21 protein-coding genes and 1 tRNA gene are annotated in these 20,916 nt (G+C 66.4%); 12 read left to right on the plus strand and 10 right to left on the minus strand.

Annotated features, from left to right (window positions below):
• The coding region (locus LH128_RS19470; RefSeq protein ID WP_008831394.1) for a substrate-binding domain-containing protein at window positions 1–617 on the plus strand (617 nt) is incomplete at its 5' end.
• Between the two features lie 7 nt (window positions 618–624).
• On the opposite strand, the gene LH128_RS19475 is transcribed toward LH128_RS19470, so the two are convergent.
• Window positions 625–1,134, minus strand: coding sequence for a DUF2141 domain-containing protein (locus LH128_RS19475; RefSeq protein WP_008831395.1), 510 nt, complete (start codon window positions 1,132–1,134; stop codon window positions 625–627).
• A 255-nt stretch (window positions 1,135–1,389) separates the two neighbouring features.
• Between LH128_RS19475 and rpe the strand changes: the two genes are divergently transcribed.
• The 6 genes from rpe (at window position 1,390) to LH128_RS19495 (ending at window position 7,026) form a co-directional block, all read left to right on the plus strand.
• Complete coding sequence (gene rpe / locus LH128_RS19480; RefSeq protein ID WP_008831396.1) at window positions 1,390–2,052, plus strand: ribulose-phosphate 3-epimerase; 663 nt, start codon at window positions 1,390–1,392, stop codon at window positions 2,050–2,052.
• A gap of 3 nt (window positions 2,053–2,055) precedes the next feature.
• Window positions 2,056–3,930: a heparinase II/III family protein gene (locus tag LH128_RS19485; protein WP_008831397.1), complete on the plus strand. Its 1,875-nt coding sequence runs from the start codon at window positions 2,056–2,058 to the stop codon at window positions 3,928–3,930.
• Between the two features lie 456 nt (window positions 3,931–4,386).
• Window positions 4,387–5,979: a bifunctional phosphoribosylaminoimidazolecarboxamide formyltransferase/IMP cyclohydrolase gene (gene purH / locus LH128_RS19490; protein WP_008831398.1), complete on the plus strand. Its 1,593-nt coding sequence runs from the start codon at window positions 4,387–4,389 to the stop codon at window positions 5,977–5,979.
• Between the two features lie 34 nt (window positions 5,980–6,013).
• Complete coding sequence (locus tag LH128_RS33600; RefSeq protein ID WP_008831399.1) at window positions 6,014–6,211, plus strand: hypothetical protein; 198 nt, start codon at window positions 6,014–6,016, stop codon at window positions 6,209–6,211.
• A 168-nt stretch (window positions 6,212–6,379) separates the two neighbouring features.
• Window positions 6,380–6,529 (plus strand): hypothetical protein, encoded by a 150-nt coding sequence (locus LH128_RS33605; protein ID WP_008831400.1) that lies wholly within the window; start codon window positions 6,380–6,382, stop codon window positions 6,527–6,529.
• A 35-nt stretch (window positions 6,530–6,564) separates the two neighbouring features.
• On the plus strand, window positions 6,565–7,026 hold the full coding sequence (locus LH128_RS19495; protein ID WP_037520396.1) for a Fur family transcriptional regulator: 462 nt from the start codon (window positions 6,565–6,567) through the stop codon (window positions 7,024–7,026).
• 70 nt (window positions 7,027–7,096) lie between these two features.
• Here LH128_RS19495 and LH128_RS19500 read toward each other — a convergent pair whose 3' ends face one another.
• Window positions 7,097–7,483 carry a VOC family protein gene (locus LH128_RS19500; protein ID WP_008831402.1) on the minus strand — a complete coding sequence of 129 codons (387 nt, stop codon included), beginning with the start codon at window positions 7,481–7,483 and terminating at the stop codon, window positions 7,097–7,099.
• 94 nt (window positions 7,484–7,577) lie between these two features.
• Here LH128_RS19500 and dxs point away from each other — a divergent pair, with 94 nt between their 5' ends.
• Window positions 7,578–9,500: a 1-deoxy-D-xylulose-5-phosphate synthase gene (gene dxs / locus LH128_RS19505; RefSeq protein WP_008831403.1), complete on the plus strand. Its 1,923-nt coding sequence runs from the start codon at window positions 7,578–7,580 to the stop codon at window positions 9,498–9,500.
• 423 nt (window positions 9,501–9,923) lie between these two features.
• On the opposite strand, the gene LH128_RS33610 is transcribed toward dxs, so the two are convergent.
• From LH128_RS33610 to LH128_RS19525, 5 genes are all read right to left on the minus strand, one after another.
• Window positions 9,924–10,079 (minus strand): hypothetical protein, encoded by a 156-nt coding sequence (locus LH128_RS33610; RefSeq protein ID WP_172705113.1) that lies wholly within the window; start codon window positions 10,077–10,079, stop codon window positions 9,924–9,926.
• The gene (gene rsgA, locus LH128_RS19510) at window positions 10,072–11,070 is read right to left on the minus strand and encodes a ribosome small subunit-dependent GTPase A (protein ID WP_327195219.1); all 999 of its coding nucleotides are present in this window, start codon (window positions 11,068–11,070) and stop codon (window positions 10,072–10,074) included. The genes LH128_RS33610 and rsgA overlap by 8 nt, the downstream gene beginning before the upstream one ends.
• Window positions 11,071–11,366: 296 nt before the next feature.
• On the minus strand, window positions 11,367–12,674 hold the full coding sequence (locus tag LH128_RS19515; RefSeq protein WP_008831405.1) for an amidohydrolase: 1,308 nt from the start codon (window positions 12,672–12,674) through the stop codon (window positions 11,367–11,369).
• Window positions 12,671–14,053: an amidohydrolase gene (locus LH128_RS19520; protein WP_008831406.1), complete on the minus strand. Its 1,383-nt coding sequence runs from the start codon at window positions 14,051–14,053 to the stop codon at window positions 12,671–12,673. Before LH128_RS19520 ends, LH128_RS19515 begins: the two co-directional genes overlap by 4 nt.
• A 66-nt stretch (window positions 14,054–14,119) precedes the next feature.
• A complete protein-coding gene (locus LH128_RS19525) occupies window positions 14,120–15,772 on the minus strand; it encodes a peptide MFS transporter (protein ID WP_008831407.1) in 1,653 nt (550 codons plus the stop codon).
• A 321-nt stretch (window positions 15,773–16,093) separates the two neighbouring features.
• Between LH128_RS19525 and LH128_RS19530 the strand changes: the two genes are divergently transcribed.
• The 3 genes from LH128_RS19530 to LH128_RS19540 all read left to right on the plus strand — a co-directional run bounded on the left by LH128_RS19530 (window position 16,094) and on the right by LH128_RS19540 (window position 17,313).
• Window positions 16,094–16,378: an integration host factor subunit beta gene (locus LH128_RS19530; RefSeq protein WP_008831408.1), complete on the plus strand. Its 285-nt coding sequence runs from the start codon at window positions 16,094–16,096 to the stop codon at window positions 16,376–16,378.
• Between the two features lie 69 nt (window positions 16,379–16,447).
• Window positions 16,448–16,531 (plus strand) — tRNA-Leu (locus tag LH128_RS19535).
• Between the two features lie 167 nt (window positions 16,532–16,698).
• Window positions 16,699–17,313 carry a PilZ domain-containing protein gene (locus LH128_RS19540; RefSeq protein WP_008831409.1) on the plus strand — a complete coding sequence of 205 codons (615 nt, stop codon included), beginning with the start codon at window positions 16,699–16,701 and terminating at the stop codon, window positions 17,311–17,313.
• On the opposite strand, the gene LH128_RS19545 is transcribed toward LH128_RS19540, so the two are convergent.
• Window positions 17,310–18,554 (minus strand): ABC transporter permease, encoded by a 1,245-nt coding sequence (locus LH128_RS19545; RefSeq protein ID WP_008831410.1) that lies wholly within the window; start codon window positions 18,552–18,554, stop codon window positions 17,310–17,312. The two genes, LH128_RS19540 and LH128_RS19545, sit on opposite strands and share 4 nt — an antisense overlap.
• On the minus strand, window positions 18,551–19,543 hold the full coding sequence (locus LH128_RS19550) for an ABC transporter ATP-binding protein (protein ID WP_051211538.1): 993 nt from the start codon (window positions 19,541–19,543) through the stop codon (window positions 18,551–18,553). The genes LH128_RS19545 and LH128_RS19550 overlap by 4 nt, the downstream gene beginning before the upstream one ends.
• 79 nt (window positions 19,544–19,622) lie before the next feature.
• Between LH128_RS19550 and queG the strand changes: the two genes are divergently transcribed.
• The gene (gene queG, locus LH128_RS19555) at window positions 19,623–20,663 is read left to right on the plus strand and encodes a tRNA epoxyqueuosine(34) reductase QueG (RefSeq protein WP_008831412.1); all 1,041 of its coding nucleotides are present in this window, start codon (window positions 19,623–19,625) and stop codon (window positions 20,661–20,663) included.
• Window positions 20,664–20,772: 109 nt separating this feature from the next.
• Here queG and LH128_RS32360 read toward each other — a convergent pair.
• On the minus strand, window positions 20,773–20,916 hold a 144-nt coding region (locus tag LH128_RS32360; RefSeq protein ID WP_008831413.1), incomplete at its 5' end, for an oxidoreductase C-terminal domain-containing protein.

The following is a 20,916-nucleotide window of genomic DNA, read 5'->3' on the forward strand; positions in this document are numbered from 1 at the left end:
CCGCCGCCGTGCGCATCGGCTCGGGCGAGATCGCCGCAGCCAGTTGCCTGCCCGCCTTTATCCAGGCCATCGAGCGCGACCGTCCCGGCGTCGCCATGGAGATCGAGATCGACCTCACCGCACCGCTGCTCCAGCAATTGCTGGCGGGCACGCGCGACATCGTCTTCCTCGCCGGGCCGGTAGCGAGCCCGGGGATGCGCACCGCCTCGATCGGCTCGGTGGAACTGGTATGGTGCGCGGGTGCCGAAGTGGCGCAAGACGGCGGTTTCGCGAAGGCGCTGCCGGTTTGGTCCCTGCCCGATCACTCGCCGCTCCACGCGGTGACGCACGAGACGCTGGAGGGCCACGGCATCGTCCCGCGCGCGCTGCACACCTGCAACAACGTGCGCACCCTCATCGAGATCGTCGCGAGCGGCCAGGGCGCCGCCGTTCTGCCCGAGACCATGGTGCACGACCGCCTCGCCGCGGGAGACTTGCGCGAGGTGCTGCCGCGCCCCCGCCATCACGTGCATTTCGAGGCCGCGATCCGCACGCGCGAACGCGACCCCGTAATCCTCGACCTCTTCGCCCGGGCGAGCGAACTGCGCATAGAAATGTCAGCCCCGACGCGGGCCTGACCGGGATTTACATGTACTTCATCTGGATCCGGATCGACTTCACGCCCTCGCCCACCGGCACGCCGACCTTGGTGTAGCTGGGCTTGCCAAGGTTGAAGATGTTGATCGACGGGTTGTTCGACATCGCACCACCATCGGTGCGGATATCGGTCTCGCCATTGCCGTTGACGTCATGGCGCACCGCGACGCCGTATGTGCCCGAGGCCGGAAGCGGCACGCAGAAGGTCATGGACCCGGCGCGGGCCGGAACCTCGATGCGCGAGAGCCACTTGCCCTTGACCAGCCACTCGCCCGAAGTCGCGCGGTAGGACTGGACGCGCACCTTGCCCGAGGACGACTTGATGCCATCCACGGTGACCATCATCGCCGGCCCCTTGTCGGACTGGCAGCGGCGCATCTCGTTGGGGATCTCGTTGCGATATTGGGCCAGCGCCGGAACCGGCGCGGCGAGACCGGCCATCGCGACAAGCGCGGCGGCGGTGCTGGTACGGCGAAGCAAGGCGTTGGTCTTGATCATCTCTTTTCCGTCTACTGGGTCCACGGCTATCGGACAGCCTGAACCCTCTTGTGGTGCCCAAGTGCCCGAAAAGCGGTGAATGCGCACTGAACTTTCTGTTCCACCACGCGAAAGCCCCGGCCCGTCGCAACCCCGCCGCAAACGCCGCTCCACGCGTCTTGCCACAAGATCGCGTGTGGAAAACGCACCCCCATACGCTTGTCGCCCCAAGATGTAGTGGCGTATCGCTGGGAAAAGGAGCGTTCGTTTCCCGCCATGACAATTCCGCTGATTTCCCCTTCGATCCTGTCCGCCGACTTCGCCCGGCTCGGAGAGGAAGTGCGCGCCATCGACGAGGCAGGCTGCGACTGGATCCACGTCGACGTCATGGACGGCCACTTTGTGCCCAACATCACCATCGGCCCGGCCGTGGTGAAGGCCCTTCGCCCACACAGCGCCAAGCCCTTCGACGTCCACCTGATGATCTCCCCGGTCGACGCCTACCTCGAAGCCTTCGCGGACGCGGGCGCGGACTACATCACCGTCCACCCCGAGGCCGGGCCGCACGTCCACCGCACGGTGCAGACGATCCACAACCTCGGCAAGAAGGCTGGTATCTCGCTGAACCCGGCGACGCCGGCCAAAATGCTCGACTACCTGGTCGACGACATCGACCTAGTCCTCATCATGAGCGTCAACCCCGGCTTCGGCGGCCAGAGCTTCATCTCCAGCCAGCTTCGCAAGATCGAGGCCGTACGCAAGATGATCGACAAGTCAGGCCGCGATATCCGCCTCGAAGTCGATGGCGGCGTCGATGCCAAGACCGCGCCGCTGTGCGTCTCGGCCGGTGCCGACGTGCTGGTGGCGGGCTCCGCGACCTTCAAGGGCGGGCCGTCGCAGTACGCGGCGAACATCAAGACCCTCAAGGGCCTCGAATAAGGCATGGGCGCCGACACCCGCTTCAGCCCGGCGGCATGGAACCCGGACAACGCCCGGGCGCTTCCCCTGTCGCGTGAGACTGAGGAGGGTGTGGTGACCGGAATTGCTGACAACCGCGCGCCCGCTCCGGCCGAAACGCCCCACATCGAGCCCGGCCGTGCGCTGGCGCTGGTCGATTTCTCGCCGCCGTCCGTGGGCGTGGGCGAGCGGCTAATCCGCATGGCCTATCGCATGGGCGTGCCCGGCGCGATGCTGTCCGGGCCGATGGGCAAGAAGGCGCGCACCCGCCTGCTGGCGACCGTCAACAACACCCTGCCCGGCAGCCGCGCGGCAGGCACCGCGATCCGGGCCGGGCACTTCCTCGTCCACGGCGCCAAGACGCCGATCGCACAGGTCGACTTCGCCGGTGCCGCGCGGGTCACGCCGCCGCTGGAGAAGGTGGTCCATTCCTTCTCCTGGCTCACCGACCTTGAAGCCTGCGCCGCGCGCGAACAGGCCGCGCCGGTGGCGGAACGCGTGCTCATGGCTTGGCTCCAGGCCAACCCCAAGCCGCCCGCCAAGCAGGGTAAGGGCCCCGCGTGGAGCGTGGGCAACACCGGCGCGCGCCTCGCCAACTGGCTCGCCCATGCCCCGCTGATCCTCTCGGGCGAGAAGGCGCTGCGCATCCGCACGCTGGCGCATATCGCCGCGACCGCGCGCTGGCTCGACCGCCACGTCACCAATGCCGAGGACGGTCTTGCCGAAGTGGCGGGCTGGGTCGGCATCGTTGCCGCCGGACTGCTGCTGCCCGACGGCCGCCCCCGCCGCCTCTATGGCGAGGCCGGCCTCATCAAGGCGCTCGGCGAACTGATGGGCGACGACGGCGGCGTCCTGTCGCGCAGCCCGCTCGCACAGATGGAAGCGATCGCGCTGCTGGTGCGGCTGCGCGGCTGCTATCACGCCACCCGCCGCGATGCCCCGCCTGCCGTTGAGCGCGTGGTCGAACTGCTGGTGCCGCCGCTGCTGGCGCTAACGCACGGCGACGGCGGCCTTGGTTCGTGGCAGGGCGGCTGGGCCGTCGATGGCGCGGACGTAGAGGCGCTGATCCATGCCAGCGGCGTGCGCACCCGCCCCCTACGCGACGTGCGCCAATGGGGCTACCAGCGCGTTTCAGCACACAAGTCGATCCTGCAGTTCGACACCGCGCCGCCGCCGATGCCCGCCCAGGCCCGCTTCGGCTGCGCCTCGACGCTCGCCTTCGAGTTCTCCCACGGGCCGCATCGCATCGTCGTCAACTGCGGCGGCGCGGCGAGCGGCGGCGGGCTGGTTCCCGTCCGGCTTGAGCAGGGCTTGCGGGCGACGGCGGCGCACTCGACGCTGACCCTCGATGATGCGAATTCCACGGCCGTCCTCATAAACGGCATGATCGGCTCCGGCGTCACCGAAGTGGCGGTCGATCGCAAGACCCTTCCGCAGGAGAGCGGCTCCAACGCCACCCGGCTGGAGGCCAGCCACAACGGCTACGCCACCCGCTATGGCCTGACCCACCGGCGCATCCTGATGCTGCGCGACGACGGCAGCGAACTGCGCGGCGAAGACCTGCTGCTGCCGGCCGGCAAGAAGGGCAAGCGCGGCAAGGTGGGCTTCGCGATCCGCTTCCACCTCGGCCCGGAGGTGGACGTCAACCTCACCGCCGACGGCAAGGGCGCCGGGCTCTCGCTGCCCGACGGCAGCTACTGGCAGTTCCGCTCCGCCACCGACGAGGGCGAGATGACGGTCGAGGATTCGCTGTGGGTCGATGGTCAGGGCCGCCCGCAGGCGACGCAGCAGATCGTCGTGCAGGGCATGGTCTCGCGCGGCGGCGGGACTTTCGGATGGATCATCAAGAAAATGAATTGAGCAAGCGCACGACTTGAAGGCATGCACCAGGCGGTGTATATCGAATGCGCAGTCTGAACATTGATGATAAATCACCTCAGAAACGGCGAGAGGCGCGCTATGCCAGTAGCGCGCCTCTCGCCGTTTCGGGGACGGGTGCCAGCCCATCCCCCGCCCGTCATCACTTGTTACGGCCCTTCTCCACGATCTTGAGAACAAGCGTCGTGAAGGCGAAGCACGCCATGATGATTAGGATTGCAGTCTTTATATCAATGATAATCTCCCCCTTGCTGCAGCGGGAACTCGGGTTTCCCCGTGCTGCCCCAACGGCCTACCCGAAAACCCGCGTGCCAGAGGTTAACGCTCCTTCGCCGTCCTGACCGCTCTACGGCCCGGAAAACCGCCCCGCCCTTGCCCCCGTGGCCCTGCCGTCCTAAGGGCGCGCGCAAAGAGCCACTCGCCAGGGAAGCCCGCCTCATGACCGATTCCGTCCAGATCCGCCGCGCCTTGTTGTCCGTGTCCGACAAGACCGGCCTTGCCGAACTGGGCAAGGTGCTCAGCGACCGGGGCGTCGAACTGGTCTCGACCGGCGGCACCGCCAAGGCGCTGCGCGATGCGGGCCTGGCGGTGAAGGACATCTCCGACATCACCGGCTTCCCCGAGATGATGGACGGCCGCGTCAAGACGCTGCACCCGATGGTCCACGGCGGCCTCCTCGCCGTACGTGACAACCCCGAGCACGCCGCCGCCATGGCCGAGCATGCCATCGGCGCGATCGATCTCGTCGTCGTCAACCTCTACCCGTTCGAGGCGACCGTAGCCAAGGGCGCCAGCCGCGACGAGATCATCGAGAACATCGACATCGGCGGCCCCTCGATGGTGCGCTCGGCGGCCAAGAACCACGCCTTCGTCACCATCATCACCGACCCCAAGGACTACGAGGGCCTGATGGTCGAACTGGAAGCGACCGACGGCTGCACCACGCTGGGCTTCCGCAAGCTGATGGCCGCGCGCGCCTATGCGCAGACCGCCGCCTACGATTCGATGATCTCCCAGTGGTTCGCCTTCGCCGACCAGGGCCTTGAATTCCCGGAAATGCTCAGCGTCAACGGCCGCCTCTCGACCACGCTGCGCTATGGCGAGAACCCGCACCAGAAGGCCGCGCTCTACACGCCGGTCGGCCCCTTCACCAAGGGGCTGGCGCAGGCCGAGCAGGTGCAGGGCAAGGAACTGTCCTACAACAACTACAACGACGCCGACGCCGCGCTCGAACTCGCCGCAGAGTTCCGGGGCCAGAAGCCCGCCGTCGTCATCGTCAAGCATGCCAACCCCTGCGGCGTCGCTCAGGGCGATACGCTGCTGGGCGCCTGGGAAGGCGCGCTGGCCTGTGATGACGTCTCGGCGTTCGGCGGCATCGTTGCCGTCAACCAGACGCTCGACGGCCCGACCGCCGAGGCGATCTGCAAGATCTTCACCGAAGTCGTCGTCGCCCCCGACGCCGACGAGGAAGCGCGCGCCTTCTTCGCCAGGAAGAAGAACCTGCGCCTGCTGCTGACCGGCGACCTGCCGGATCCGCGCCGCGCTGGCCTGACCGTGCGCCAGATCACCGGCGGTCTGCTGGTGCAGGGCCGCGACAACGGCGCCATCAGTTTCGACGACCTCAAGGTCGTGACGAAGCGCGCGCCGACCGATCGGGAACTGGCCGACTGCCTGTTCGCCTGGACCGTGGCCCGCCACGTCAAGTCGAACGCGATCGTCTATGCGAAGGACGGCGTCACCGCCGGCATTGGCGCAGGCCAGATGAACCGCCGCGATTCCTCGCGCATCGCCGCGATGAAGGCCGCCGAAGCCGCCGAGAAGTTCGGCTGGGACGCGGCCCGCACGGTGGGCTCGGCGGTGGCGTCGGACGCCTTCTTCCCCTTCGCCGACGGCCTGCTCGCTGCTTCCGAGGCGGGTGCGACCGCAGTGATCCAGCCGGGCGGCTCGATCCGCGACGACGAGGTTATTGCCGCCGCCGACGAGGCCGGTCTTGCAATGGTCTTTACGAACATGCGCCATTTCAAGCACTAAGGGTAACCCAGTAACCCGAGGAGAAGCAGCGACGATGATGGTAACCGGACTCGGCCCCCTCGTCGTCGTCGGCTTCCTTGCCGGACTAACCCTTGCAGCAGTGCTTCTCAGGCTCGGCCGCCTGAACTCTCCGCTGAGTGCGCTGGGAGCCGCCGCCCTGCCTTTCGGTTGCGCGGCCCTGCCGGTGCTGGTTCTGGTAGCGATGTCTGTGGCTGCAGCTTACGCGCACTGAGGCCAAACGTTCCGGCCGTTCATCGCGTGCGATCAACCGTTCGTCGACAAATGCACAGTTAACGGTTCCGTTCACTGGACGGCAACCCATTTGCGGCCAAAGGGGCACCACACATTTTCCGAGCGGCTCCGCGCCGCTCCTCCAAGAGACAATTCGAAAGCAGACGTCATGGGTATCTTCAAGGCCGACTTCTACCGCTACTTCGCCTTCGGCTTCGCCGGTGGCGCGCTGCTGGTGATCGGCGCGATGGGTATCGGCCATGTCTCGCCGCTCTCGAACGATCTCGTGCCGCCCGCGCAGGCCGCACAGGCAGACTGATTGCATAGCTGTCCGACAGCCCCCATATGGGCGCCATGTCCGGCAACCATCATCACCACGAACATTCCGGCGACAGCCTGGTATCGGCCGCCCGCAACGCCCTCGTCGAAGCGGGCGAGCAGTGGACCGAGATGCGCGCCGACGTCTTCGGCGCCCTCGCCGAGCGCGAACGCCCCGCCTCCGCCTACGACCTTGCCGAAAGCGTCTCGGCGCTGCGCGGCAAGCGGGTGGCGCCCAACAGCGTCTACCGCATCCTCGACCTGTTCGTGCGCACCAACCTCGCCCGCCGGGTCGAGAGCGCCAATGCCTATGTCGCCAACAGCCACCCGGGTTGCCAGCACGACTGCATCTTCCTGATCTGCGACAGCTGCGGCCAGGCCGTCCACATCGACGACGACAAGCTGACCGGCGCCCTCATCGCCGCCGCCAAAAGCGCGGGCTTCGCCGACGTGCGCCCGGTCGTGGAACTGCGCGGCATCTGCGCGCAGTGTAGCTAAGGCAGTGTAGCTGAACCTGTTCGTCGTCATTGCGAGCGTAGCGAAGCAATGTCGGAGGGGAGAAAATCGTTCAGCCCGTCTGTGTCAGGCTGAGCAGGTTGCCGTCGGGATCGCGGAACCACGCGGCCTTCATCGCGCCGTCCACCGACGTCCAGAGCCCCCCTACGTCCTGATTCTCCTCATCGAACACGAGGAACTCAACCCCCTTCGCACGCAATTGCGCCATCGTCGTCTCGATATCGGGGATCGACCAGCCGAGCACGGTATACTCGTGCGATTCCCATTCCCGATTCGAGGTCAGCCGCAGGATCGCCCCGCCGCCCATGTCGTAGATCGTCGCGTACTCGTCCAGCGACAGTTCCGGCAGTTCCAGGACATCGCCATAGAACGCTTCGGCCCGCGCGCGGTCGGTCGTAGAGATGAACGTAATCGCGCGTGCCTCAGGAACGATCGCCATTGTATCCCCTTTCATTCCAATCGCCTGCTCTTGACGCAGATTAACAGTCACGGTCAATCGACACGCAAGTCTCAAAGGTGTAAGGGGCCGACAAATGAACGCCAATCCGGCCACTCCTTTGCTCGACACGGTTTCGACTCCCGATGACCTGCGCAGGCTCAAGCCCGCGCAGCTGCGCCAGCTCGCCGACGAACTGCGGACCGAGATGATCTCGGCCGTGGGTCAGACCGGCGGCCACCTCGGTTCCGGCCTCGGCGTGGTCGAACTGACCGTGGCGATCCACTATGTCTTCGACACGCCCGTCGACCGCCTGATCTGGGACGTCGGCCATCAGGCCTACCCGCACAAGATCCTGACCGGCCGCCGCGACCGTATCCGCACCCTTCGCCAGGGCGGCGGCCTGTCCGGCTTCACCAAGCGGTCCGAAAGCGAGTACGACCCCTTCGGCACCGCCCACAGCTCCACCTCGATCTCCGCCGCGCTCGGCTTTGCGATGGGCAGCAAGATCAAGGGCCAGCCCGGACGCGGCATCGCCGTGATCGGCGACGGCGCGATGAGCGCCGGCATGGCCTACGAGGCGATGAACAACGCGCGCGAGGCTGGCAACCGCCTCGTCGTCATCCTCAACGACAACGACATGTCGATCGCCCCGCCGGTCGGCGGCCTCTCGGCCTACCTCGCGCGGCTGGTCTCCTCGGGCCAGTTTCTGGGCCTGCGCGAACTCGCCCGCAAGTTCGCCCGCAAGCTGCCGCGCCCGCTGCACCTCGCCGCCAAGAAGACCGACGAATTCGCGCGCGGCATGGCCATGGGCGGCACCCTGTTCGAGGAACTTGGCTTCTACTACGTCGGCCCGATCGACGGCCACGACCTCGACGCCCTCGTCCCGGTACTGGAAAACGTGCGCGACGCGGGCGAAGGCCCGATCCTCGTCCATGTCGTGACGCAGAAGGGCAAGGGCTACGGCCCCGCCGAAAGCGCCGCCGACAAGTACCACGGCGTCCAGAAGTTCGACGTCGTCACCGGCGAGCAGGCCAAGGCCCCCGCCGGGCCGCCCAGCTACACCGGCACGTTCGCCAAGGCCCTCGTCGCCGAAGCGGAAAAGGACGCCACTATCTGCGCGATCACCGCCGCGATGCCGTCCGGCACCGGGCTCGACAAGTTTGCGCAGATGTTCCCCGAACGCAGCTTTGACGTCGGTATCGCCGAACAGCACGCCGTCACTTTCGCGGCGGGCCTCGCCGCGCAGGGGATGCGCCCGTTCTGCGCGATCTACTCGACGTTCCTGCAGCGCGCCTTCGATCAGGTCGTGCACGACGTGGCGATCCAGAACCTTCCCGTGCGCTTCGCCATCGACCGCGCCGGGCTCGTCGGCGCGGACGGCGCCACCCACGCCGGCTCGTTCGACGTCACCTACCTTGCCACCCTGCCCAACATGGTGGTCATGGCCGCGGCCGACGAAGCCGAACTGGTCCACATGGTCCACACCGCCGCGCAGTACGACGCTGGCCCCATCGCCTTCCGCTACCCGCGCGGCAACGGCACCGGCGCCGCCCTGCCCGAAACGCCGCAGCTGCTGGAGATCGGCAAGGGCCGGATCGTGCGCGAAGGCACCAAGGTCGCCCTCCTGTCGCTCGGCACCCGCCTCGGCGAAGCCCTCAAGGCGGCCGACCAGTTGGAGGCCAAGGGCCTGTCCACCACCGTGGCCGACCTGCGCTTCGCCAAGCCCCTCGACACCGACCTCATCCGCCGCCTGATGCTGTCCCACGAGGTCGTGGTGACCGTGGAGGAAGGGTCCATCGGCGGCCTCGGCGCCCACGTTCTGACGATGGCCAGCGACGAAGGCCTGACCGACGCCGGACTGAAGATTCGCACCATGCGCCTGCCCGACACCTTCCAGGACCACGACAAGCCCGAAACCCAGTACGACGAAGCGGGCCTGAACGCGCCGCAGATCGTCAATACGGTGCTGAAGGCGCTGCGGCACAACAGCGCAGGCGTGAACGAGGCGCGGGCTTAACTCGCCTTCCGAAGGCAGGGCGATTTCGTTCTAGAAAAGAATAGCCTGGGGCCATCGCCCCAGACCCCGGTAGCGTCGTCGTCGCGCGTGCAGCGGCGTCTATGCCGGCTTTCGGCCCTGCGTCCATATCTTCAACACTCTGAACGCCTGTGGTCGATCCAAGAAGCTGGCCAGACCCGCTTCGTCATCCTGAACTTGTTTCAGGATCCACCGGGCGAACCAGGACCGAAGCATAGCGGCGCGAACCGCACTCTCGGCTTACTGCTTAAAGATCAGGGTCGGCGGCCTGATAGACCCTGAAACAAGTTCAGGGTGACGAGGGATTTGTGGATGGGCACGTCCCACTTCTCAACTCTCCCCTGCCGTCATCCCCGCGACGGCGGAGATGACAGGCAAGGCAACCATCGCCGCGCCTCTGGACGCTCAGCCGGCCTTCTTCGCCTTGTGTTCGGCCAGCAGCTTGTCGAGTTCGGCGATCCGCAGCCGCTCGGGCGTTCCCTTTGCAAGGCCCTTCAACCGGCATTCGGCCCAAAGGCTCCTGCGCTCGGATTCCAGGGCCTTGAGATAGAGGTCAGCCATTCGTCTTCTTCCTTTTGCGGGCGTGCGTCGGGCCGGGGCGGCCCGTGGTGGCATTCTGTGTGCTTTCAGCGTCTTCGAGGACCAGCTTGCGCCACCGCTCCAGCCTTTCCGGCTCCAGCGTGCCGTTCTGCAGCATCGCCTGCACCATGCAGCCGGGCTCCGCACCGTGGGTGCAATTGGTGAAGCGGCATTCCAGCGTCAGCGCCGTAATGTCATCGAACACTTCGGCGATCCCGGTGGCGGCTTCGGGCAGGTGAAGCTCGCGCATGCCCGGCGTATCGACCAGCCAGCCGCCTCCAAGCGCCGCCGCGAAGGGGCCATCGAGACGGTGCAACTGCCGGGAGGTCGTCGTATGCCGCCCCTTGCCGTCGATTTCGCGAACGGGCTGGGTGACGATGTCGGCCGATCCGCGCAGACCGTTGATCATGGTGGACTTGCCGACGCCGGAAGACCCGAGCAGCGCCACCGTATCGCCTTTGCCGCAATACCGGGCCAGCCGCGCGACGCTGTCGGGATCGCGGCCGTTGACCATCTCCACCTGCAGACCGGGCCGGAGCGCACGGGCCATCTCCAGATAGCGTTCCGGCGCATCGGCAAGATCGATCTTGGTGAGCACCACTACCGGCGTCACTCCGACCTCCCCCGCCATGACGAGGTAGCGTTCGAGCCGCGCCACATTGAAGTCCTGGTTGCACGAGGTCACGACGAACAGCGTGTCGACGTTCGCCGCGATCAGCTGCACGCGGCGCTGGTCGGCCGGGGCCTGCCGCTGGAACAGGTTGATCCGGTCGAGGACGCGCACCGACTCCATCTTCACGCGGTCGACGATCAGCCAGTCACCGGCAGTGGCGCGGTCCACCGGCCCGTCCGACGATGGCAGCGCGGAGGGGATCATGCCGCCCAGCCCGCTGCCGGCGATCTCGATCCAGCCGCGATGGACCGCCATGACCCGCACCGGGCACAGATCGCCGCCCCGTTCGTCAGCTGTCAACTGGCTGCTGAAAGCCTCTCTCCAACCGAGATCTTCAAGGGTGAGATCGGACGATTCCATTGTTCGGTCGTGGACTTTCTTCGTGCGGCATAGGGGGAACCGTGCGCAGGCATACGGAACCGTGGAAGGAGGCCATGCAATGCCGCAGGGCGTCCCATCGATCGACCTCTAGAGCACAATGACATGTGTTTAAACCACCCCTTCGTCGCAATGCGAACACAGTCGCCGCTGCGGCGCACGACGTCGCCGGTAACGGGGGTGCAGGGGGCGATGGCCCCCTGCCTTAACCTGCTCAATTACCAGTCGTAAGCCTTGGGCAGATAAGTCTCGTCCAGATCCTTGTACCGTTCGCGCAGCCGCGCCTGATGGCTCTCTGTCGGTTGCTTGACCCCGTCGATCCACACCGAGACCGGCGCGGAGGACAGTTCGAGCGGGTCGCCGTCCCACAGCACGACATCACCCACCGCGCCGGGGGCGAGGACGCCTGCCCGAACTCCACCGTTAGCGCCGCCGAACCCGCTGATCTCGGCCGGGATCGAGGTGATCGCCGCCAGCGCTTCGCCCCAGGTGAGGCCCGAGGCGCCGGGGATCTTCGTCAGGGCGACGAGGTTGCCGGCCTGCTCGGTGGCATTGCGGGGCTGGTTGCCGCCTTCGAACAGCCCGATGGCGACCTTCACGCCCGCCTTCTTCATGCGCCCGACGTTGGACATGGTCGCCGCCAGCGCCTCGAAGGCAGAGGGCAGGTCGCGCATCGGCATCGTGATAACGGGGACTTTGGCCGCCGCGATCTCCGGCGCGACGAGCCAGCCTTCGGTGGCGCCGACGAGAACGAGGTCGAGTTTCGGGAACTCGGCCTTGAGCGCGAGGACATTACGGATGTCGGAAGCGCGTTCGACGCCGACATAGAGCGCCTGCGTGCCTTCGATCACCTTGCCCAGCGCGGCGGCATCTGCGCGGGTGAGGAGGACGTCGCCCTGTCGCTGCGCCCCTGCGGGAAGCGCGGCGACCTCGCGGGCTTCGCGCAGGGCATTGCGCAGCGCGGTGTGGGCGGCGACGCGGCTGCCGCCTGCGAGCTTCGCCCCGCTTTCACCCAGTTCGACATACTGGAAAGCGCGCGGCTTCATGAGAATCGCGGCGTCCCTGCCGAGGTCGATCACCGCGCCCTGCCCGGCAAAGATCGAGCCGCCGTTGAACGGAGTCACGCTGGCGCGGGTGACGCCCCCTTCGCGGCTGACGGCGATGTGTTCGCTGGAAGGGTTGAGCGCGGTCGCGACGTCGAGCGCGGCGTTGAAGGGGGACTTTTCGGCCGAGGTGTCGTTGCTGTCGTCGACCGCTTCGACGTCCCACAAGCCGAGGTCGGTGACGGCGGAGAACAGGCCTGGTGTGACCCACTTGCCCGTTCCATCCACCACTTGGGTGCCGCCCGGTGCCGCCGTGTCCCGTCCTACCGAAACGATCTTTCCAGCCCGGACGACGACGGTTGCGTGTTCGATCGGGGCGCTGCCGTCGCCGATGCCGACGGTCGCGTTGGTGATGGCAAAGTCCTGAGCAGAAACGGAAATCGGCGCGGCGCCGAGCAGCATGGCGAGGATCAGGCGCTTCATTTCACGTCTCCTTCGCCGGGCTGGCCAAGCTCGAAATCGCTGACTGGCTTCCGCTTGGGGTCATCGGCGTCGTAGAGCAGCGCGCCGTCCGACCAGACCTTCTCCGGGCGCGAATAGACCGACAGCGGGTTGCCGTTCCACAGCACCACGTCGGCCATCTTCCCGACCTCCAGACTGCCGGTTTTATCCCCGATTCCCATGGCTTTGGCGGCATTGTAGGTGAACCAGCCGACGACCTGCCCGTCGGGCACGTCCACTCCGATCCGCCGCCCCGCCGCCTGCGCCCGCGCCGCCGCCTGATTGAGCCGCTGGATGCCATTCTCATCATCGGAATGGATCACCACGCAGGCTCCCTGCTTGGCCAAAAGTGCAGCGTTTTCAGGGATTCCGTCGTAGGCTTCCATCTTGAAGCCGTACCAGTCCGCCCAGATCGCGGCGCAGACATCGTTGGCCTTGAGCAAATCGCCGATCTTGTAGGCCTCGACCGCATGGTGGAAGGCGGTGACCTTGTAGCCCATCTCCTTGGCCATATCGAGGACCTGCGCCATCTCGTCCGCGCGATAGCAATGATTCTGAACGAGAATCTCGCCCTTCAGCACGCCTTCGAGGGTGTCCTTGCCAAGATCGCGCTCGGCATGGTCGCCGTCCATGTACTGCTTCGCATCGATCCACGCCTGCCGGTCGACGGAGAAATTCCCCATGCGAGTCATGGGCTTCTGGTTCCTGGCGCCATAGACCCGCTTGGGGTTCTCGCCGCAGGCCATCTTCAGCGAATAGGGCGCTCCCGGATACTTCATGCCCTGCACGGTGCGGCTCGGCACGTTCTTGAGCGTTACCGCCCGCCCGCCGATGAGGTTGCCGGAACCAGGGAGAATCTGCAGCGTGGTGACGCCGCCATTGATGAGCGCCCGCGTGAAACCGGGGTCCTGCGGCCAGACCGAGTGCTCGGCCCAGACGTCGGGCGTCGTGGGCGAGGTCATCTCGTTGCCGTCCGACAGCGCATCGACCGAAGGGCTGGGATAGACGCCGAGGTGCGAGTGGATGTCGATCACGCCGGGCGTCACGAACTTGCCGGAACCCTCCACACGGTCGTAACCGGCTGGAATCGGAAGGTCCGCTGCGCCCACGGCGACGACCTTGCCGTTCTCGAACAGGACGGTGCCGTTGTCGATCCGGCCACCGCGCCCGTCATAGACCGTCGCGCCCACCAGCGCCGTCGGGCGCCCCCGATAGGGCTTGTAAGTCGAGGCATAGGGCGCCGGACCGGACTTGGCGTCCTTGTCCTTCTTCTTCGCGTCGGCGGCCTGCGTCGTCATCACGAGCGCGGCGCTTATAGCCAGACCACACCACAGACGCCGCTTCCAAGGCGTTTCGCTCATTCGCAATTTCCCCTGTTGCAATACGAAACCGGCCCGGGGGAGCGCCCCGGGCCGGTCAGTCATTCTTCAGTTCTTCATCGCCGGATGGAAACCTGCCTCGTGAGCTTCCAGTCCAATCTCGGCGCGTCCGGCAAGATCGGCGTCCATGCCTCGGTCCTCCAGCGTATCAATATGCATCCAGCGCTTCACGATCGGCGAAAGCGCCAGCACCACGACCGCAACGCCCAGCGTGACCCAGCCGATCTTGGCATAGATCGAGAGGGTCAGCGCCTTGTCCATCGTGCCGGTTTCACCACCGGTGGCCTCACCGATCTTGCCTGCGACGAAGTTGCCCACGGCGGTCATGTAATACCATGCCCCCATGATGAAGCTGCCGAGGTGCAGCGGCGAAAGGCGGGTCATCGCGGAAAGGCCGACGGGTGACAGGCATAGCTCGCCGGTCGTGTGCAGCAGGTAGATCAGGAAGACGAAGATCACCGAGGTCATCACCGCAGGATCGCCGCTGCCCGCGCCCCAGACGAAGAGGAGGAAGCCGAGGCCGACCTGCGCCAGTGCCAGTGCGAACTTGGCGGGCGCGCTCGGCTCCAGCCCCTTCTTGCCTAGCCAGGCCCATAGCCCCGCGAAGATGGGACCGAACAGCACGATATATATCGGGTTGATCGACTGGAACAGGCTGGTCGGCACGCCGCCGCGATCGACGAACTTGTCGGTATAGAGACTCAGCGATCCGCCTGCCTGCTCGAAAAGCCCCCAGAAGATCGGGTTAAGGGCCACCAGGAAGATGATCGCATAAATCCGTTCACGCGCCTCCTTGGGCAGCTTCGAGGCTTCCCACAGGGTGAAGAGCAACATGGCCGTACCCGAGACGATCAGCAGATTCTGGATCACATCGACATATTGGATGAGCATCCAGATGACCCCGACCGCAGCCAGCGCTATGCCGTAAAGCCCCATTTCCCGCTTCCATGCCAGCGGCTTGGGGGGCTCACCCCGCCCCTTGAGCGCCGGCTTGCCGATCACGAAGATGACGAGCCCCAGCGCCATGCCGATACCGGCCAGCCCGAAGCCCCAGGACCAGCCGATCGTCTCACCCAGATAGCCGACGAGGATCGTACCGAGCGTGGCGCCGGTGTTCACGCCCATGTAGAAGATCGTGTACGCCGCATCGCGCCGGGTGTCGGTCATCTTGTAGAGCTGTCCGACGATGACCGCGATGTTCGCCTTGAGGAAGCCCGAGCCGACGATGATCAGCGCCAGTGCGAACCAGAACACGTTGATCGCCGGGTCGCCCTGCTTCGTCGCCGGATCGGTGACGCCCTGCAGGCCCTCGTAGGCCATGAACAGGTGGCCCACCGCGAGCACGATGCCGCCGAACAGCACGGCCTTCCTCTGCCCCAGCCAGCGGTCGGCGATGTAGCCGCCCAGCACCGGGGTGATGTAGACGAGGCTGGTATAGGCGCCGTAGATGAGGTTCGACTGGCCGTCCGAGAACAGCCAGAACTTGACGAGGTAGAGGATCAGCAGCGCCCGCATGCCGTAATAGGAGAAACGCTCCCACATCTCGGCATAGAACAGTACGAAGAGGCCGCGTGGGTGGCCGGCGAATTCCTCGCTCTTGCGGGTGGCGATGATGCCGCCCACGGCGAGCACGGCGAAGAGGAAGACCGCGCCTGCGGCGCCGATCCAGTCCCCTTCCGTCCAGAGTGACATGTCTTTCATGGTGCTGATGCCTTCGCGCCCTGAATGTTTGTGTTTGCTTTGGTTCTTGATCCCACGCCCCGACAGGCCGCGCGTGAAGGAACAGGAAGTTAGCGCCCTATTTTACTCTGTAAATGGGTTCGCCTTGCCACGGATGGTGCTCACCCCGCGCTCAAATGATCACTTTTGCGCATCTCACGCGAGGCATTGCGCGAAGCGCACGCTGGTGGCATTTTCACGACAGGCCACGGGGAGGCCTAACGTAATTTTCTGTTTCGGCGTGCGGGTGAACAATTTTTAACACCCGGCCGCCATGGGCACGTTTTTTGGGGGAAAGTCTCGATGATCAGGTCCGAACTGCTTCAGGTACTGGCCAAGGACAACCCGGAACTGCGTGCCGAGGACGTCGAACGCGCCGTCGATACCTTCTTCGAAGAAATCAGCCAGCGCCTGGCCGACGGCGGGCGCGTGGAACTGCGCGGGTTCGGCGCCTTCTCCACCCGCCACCGCGACGGCCGCAAGGGCCGCAACCCGCGCACCGGCGAAAGCGTCGAAGTGCCGGAAAAGCGCGTCCCCTACTTCAAGCCCGGCAAGGAAATGCGCGTCCGCCTCAACGTCGGGGAATAGAAGACCGCGTTCAGAAGATTGCGCCGCCGCTCACAGGCGGCTAGACGCTGCCACGCCCAGCCGGGCCGTGCGGGCGTGGCGGAATGGTAGACGCTGCGGACTTAAAATCCGCTTGGGATTCCAGTGCGGGTTCGAGTCCCGCCGCCCGCACCAGATTTTCGATACCGACGAATACTACGTATTTATTCGGCGAGCGAATCTTGTTCAATCGTTTGCGTTTACAAATGCGTAACTTGAGAACTGGTATCAATTACTAAGTACCCACCTTCCATGGTATCGTCCGGACGCCACGGCATGGGTACTTAGGGGTGATCTTTCGCATGTCCTTCCCGGAAAGCCTGTCCGCCGGCAGCAAGCCGAGCTACGAGGACCAGCGCGCCAGTCCGCGCTTCGCCTTGCTGCTGCGCGCCGCGAAGCTGATCGGGGCGCATGGCGAATACCTCTGCATCGTGCGCGACGTGTCCGAGACCGGCGTGAAGCTGCGCCTGTTCCACTCGCTCGCCGCCGAACGTCGCCTGGCCCTCGAAAGCGCGGCCGGGGAACGGCTTGCGGTCGAGAAGGTCTGGGAGAACGGCGGGGAAGCGGGCTTCCGCTTCGACGTCCCGATCGAGGCCCAGCGCTTCATCGCCGAGGCCGGTCCCTACCCCAAGCGCCCGATCCGCGTCTGCGTCGGCCATCCGGTGCAGGTGACGATCGCGGGGGAAACTTCGGTCGCCAAGGTGCGCGATCTCTCGCGCCAGGGCGCCGGGATCGAGACCGAACACTATCTCGCGATCGGGCAGCATTTGCGCATCAGCTCAGCGCTCATGCCCGAGTTCGAGGCCACCGTGTGCTGGCGTCGGCACCCCTCCTACGGCATCGTTTTCCGCCAGCTGATGAGCCTCGAGGAACTGGCGGTCCGCGCCTTCCACATGCAGGAAGCGGGCGCCCGCTAGCCTTTGGAAACGACGCACCGCCACCACTTGCGACCTGCCCCCTGTGGCCCCGACTTCATCGCCCGCCTGCGGAACAGCATCGAGCCGCCGCGCACCAGCAGCACCACCCACATCACCTGCCACCCAAGCGCCGCGACGTGCGGCCAGAGCGCCGGCTCCTGCGCAGCGCGGGCCAGCATCGCGAAGGGCGAGCTGAACGGCAGGACCACCGCCAGCATCTCGACCGCGCTGCCCGGTTGGGTCATCGCGTAAGTGGCGAAGAAGAACAGCATAAGCTGCATCATCGTCACCGGCATCGACAGCGTCTGCACCTCGCGCACCGTGTTCGCCAGCGAGCCGATCGCGAGGAACACCGAGCCCAGCAGCAGGTAGGCCATCGCGAAGTAGATCACCCCCAGCCCGACCAGCATCGGCCAGCCGACCGCCGGTTCGGGCAGTGCCACGACCGATCCCGCCGACAGGTAGATCGCTCCGCCGACGCTACCCCACACCGCGATGCCGACCAGCGACACGCCGAGCATGGCGAAGAGCTTGCCGAAGAACACCGACTCCATCGGGATCGCGGCAGCCAGCACCTCGATGATCTTGTTGCCCTTTTCCTCGACGAGGTTGGACAGGACCATGCCCGCCAGCATCATCGTCAGCAGGAACAGCAGCGTCTGCGCGCCCTGAGCCGTACGCAGGCGGCTGCGCAAATCGCCGGGCGCCGATATTGCGGTTTTTGCCAGCTTCACTTGCGGCCATGCTACCAGCGATCCGTCGCGAACCTCGGCCGCGATCAGTGCGACGTCGCCTTGCCAGTCCTTGATGAGCGGTCCCGGCCCGGTCAGCACCGGCGCGGCGGGAGAGCCCGACAGCACGCCTGCGAAAGCACCCTTGCGTGACGCCAGCACCACACCCGGATCGGCCTGCTCGGCCGGGGTCAGGTCCTTGACCACATGCATGTCCGGCAGGCCGCCTCCGAGCCGGTCGGCCAGTGCATCGCGGGTACGGGCCATCGCCTTCGCGTCAGCCTCGACCATGACCACGCCGATCGCGGGCGCCTCGCCGCTCTGATCGACGCGCTGGCCGACGCTGCCCGCCAGCAATGCGACGATCACCGGGAACAGCGGGCCCAGCAGGAAGAAAAAGAACGTGCGCGAGAACAGGATCGCGGTGAAGTCGCGCCGGGCCACCACCCAGGCTGCGGCCAGCATCGACAGGCGGCCGCGATGACCGGGCGCGGAAAGATCGAAGTTCATCGGCGCGGCTCCTCGGGCTTTTCCGCTTCGAGGGCGCGAGCAGCAGCCTCCCCGGCGATGGCGACGAAGGCATCGTGCAGCCCGGCGCGCTCGATGGACAGCGACAGAATGCCCGCCTCCCCCGCGATCAGCGCGCGCAGCAGCGGCTCGATCCCGCCCTCGGGCAGCGCGAAGTGCCAGTACCGCCCCTCGCGCCGCGAATCGGTCGGCAAGGCAGCGCGCCACAGTCCCTCGTCGGCCTGCGTTTCGAGCCGGACCTGCGCGGGGATGCGATCGCGCGCGACGTCGACCGGCCCCGCGAACGGGACGCGACCTCCCGCGATGATCGCGACCTCGTCGCACAGGCGCTCGGCATGCGCGATGACGTGGGTGGAGAAGATCACCGTGGTGCCGTCCTCGGCCAGGCCGCGCATCATCGCCTCCAGCTTGCCCTGGTTGAGCGCATCGAGGCCGGAGAACGGCTCATCGAAGATGACCAGCCGCGGGCGATGGACCAGCGTGCCAAGGATCTGCACTTGCTGCGCCATGCCCTTGGAAAGCTGGCGAATCTGGCGGCCTGCGGCATAGCCGAGGCCATGCCGTTCGAGCAGTTCGTGCGCGCGGCGACGGCCTTCCTTCAGCGGCAGGCCCCGCAGCGCGCCGAGAAAGGCGATTGCCTCGGTCGCCTTCATGGACGGGTAGAGGCCGCGCTCCTCGGGCAGGTAGCCGATGGCGTGGGCGACATCGTGCGGCCGCTCGGCGCCGAGAATGCGACGGTAACCCGAATCGGGCTCGATGATACCCAGCAGCATGCGCAGCGTCGTCGTCTTGCCCGCACCGTTGGGGCCGAGGATGCCGTAGACCGAGCCCTGCGGCACCGAGAGGTCGACACCGCCCACGGCAGTGGTCCCCTCGAACCGCTTGACGAGCCCCCGCGCCTCGATCGCCAGGGGGCAATCGAAACCTGACACATTGCCGGTCAACCGAGGATCTCCTACTTGCGCATCCATGAAGCCCCCTGGGTCTAGCACGTGCGCCCCTGATGGCGCAGTCCCGGTTAAGACCGCCCTAAGCAATTTTGCCGAGGCGGTGGAGGGAGAGGCGCGCGCTCTCGGCTTCTGCGCCTTTGGCGTGGCTTCGGCCGCGACGGACGAGGACCGAGCGGCGCGGCTTGACGCCTGGCTGGCAGCGGGGATGCACGGCTCGATGGGCTGGATGGAGGAGCGCGCGCACCATCGCCGCAGTCCGCAGGGGCTCTGGCCCGAAGCCCGCAGCGTCATCGCGCTGGGCATGAGCTATGCGCCTGCCGCCGACCCGCTGCGACTGGCGGAGGAAGGCGGCATCGGCCGGATTTCGACGTATGCGCAAGGGGCCGACTACCACGACACGGTGAAGAAGGCGCTCAAGAACCTTGCCCGCTGGATGGTGAGCGAGGGGGACAGACGCGGGCTGGGGCCGGTCGGCGTGAAGGTCTTCACCGACACCGCGCCGGTGATGGAAAAGCCGCTCGCCGCTGCCGCAGGGCTCGGCTGGCAGGGCAAGCATACCAATGTCGTCAGCCGCGAACATGGTTCATGGCTGTTCCTCGGCGAGATCTACACGACGCTGGACCTGCCGCTCTCGGCCCCGGCGCGCGATCGCTGCGGATCGTGCCGGGCCTGCCAGGACGCCTGCCCGACGGACGCCTTCCCGGCGCCCTACCGCCTCGATGCGCGGCGCTGCGTCAGCTACCTCACCATCGAGCACAAGGGGCCGGTGCCCGAGGACATGCGCGAGGGGCTGGGCAACCGCATCTACGGCTGTGATGACTGCCTCGCGGTCTGCCCGTGGAACAAGTTCGCCGAGACGGCGCATACGATGAAGGCGTTCCTGCCGCGCGCGGAACTGACGGCGCCGGACTTGGCGGACCTGCTCACGCTGGACGATGCTGGCTTTCGCAAGCTGTTCTCGGGAAGTCCGATCAAGCGGATCGGGCGGGACCGGTTCGTGCGCAACTGCCTCTATGCAGCGGGCAACAGCGGCCGGAAGGCGCTGCTGGCGCAGGTGGAGCCGCTGCTGGCGGATGCAGACGATGCCGTTGCAGATGCGGCGCGATGGGCGAGAGGCAAGCTGACGTCGTCCCGGACTTGATCCGGAACCGGTGGCGGTCTTTAGGCGCGACCTCGGGTAAAGGCGCCCTGTCGACAGCAAGGCGGTTCACGGCCAGCGGTCCCGGATCAAGTCCGGGACGACGCCATCGTCAGACCAGTTCCTTGAGCGGCACGCCCGCGTCGGCGAGGCGCCCCACATCAGGCGAGGCGCCCGCCTCGACCAGCTTGCGGCCCTGCACGTAGTCCTTGACCATGTTCACGCAGTCCAGCGCCACGACCTTGCCCTGCTTGAG

This window comes from Sphingomonas sp. LH128 (assembly GCF_000293195.2).
Lineage (GTDB): Bacteria > Pseudomonadota > Alphaproteobacteria > Sphingomonadales > Sphingomonadaceae > Novosphingobium > Novosphingobium resinovorum_A.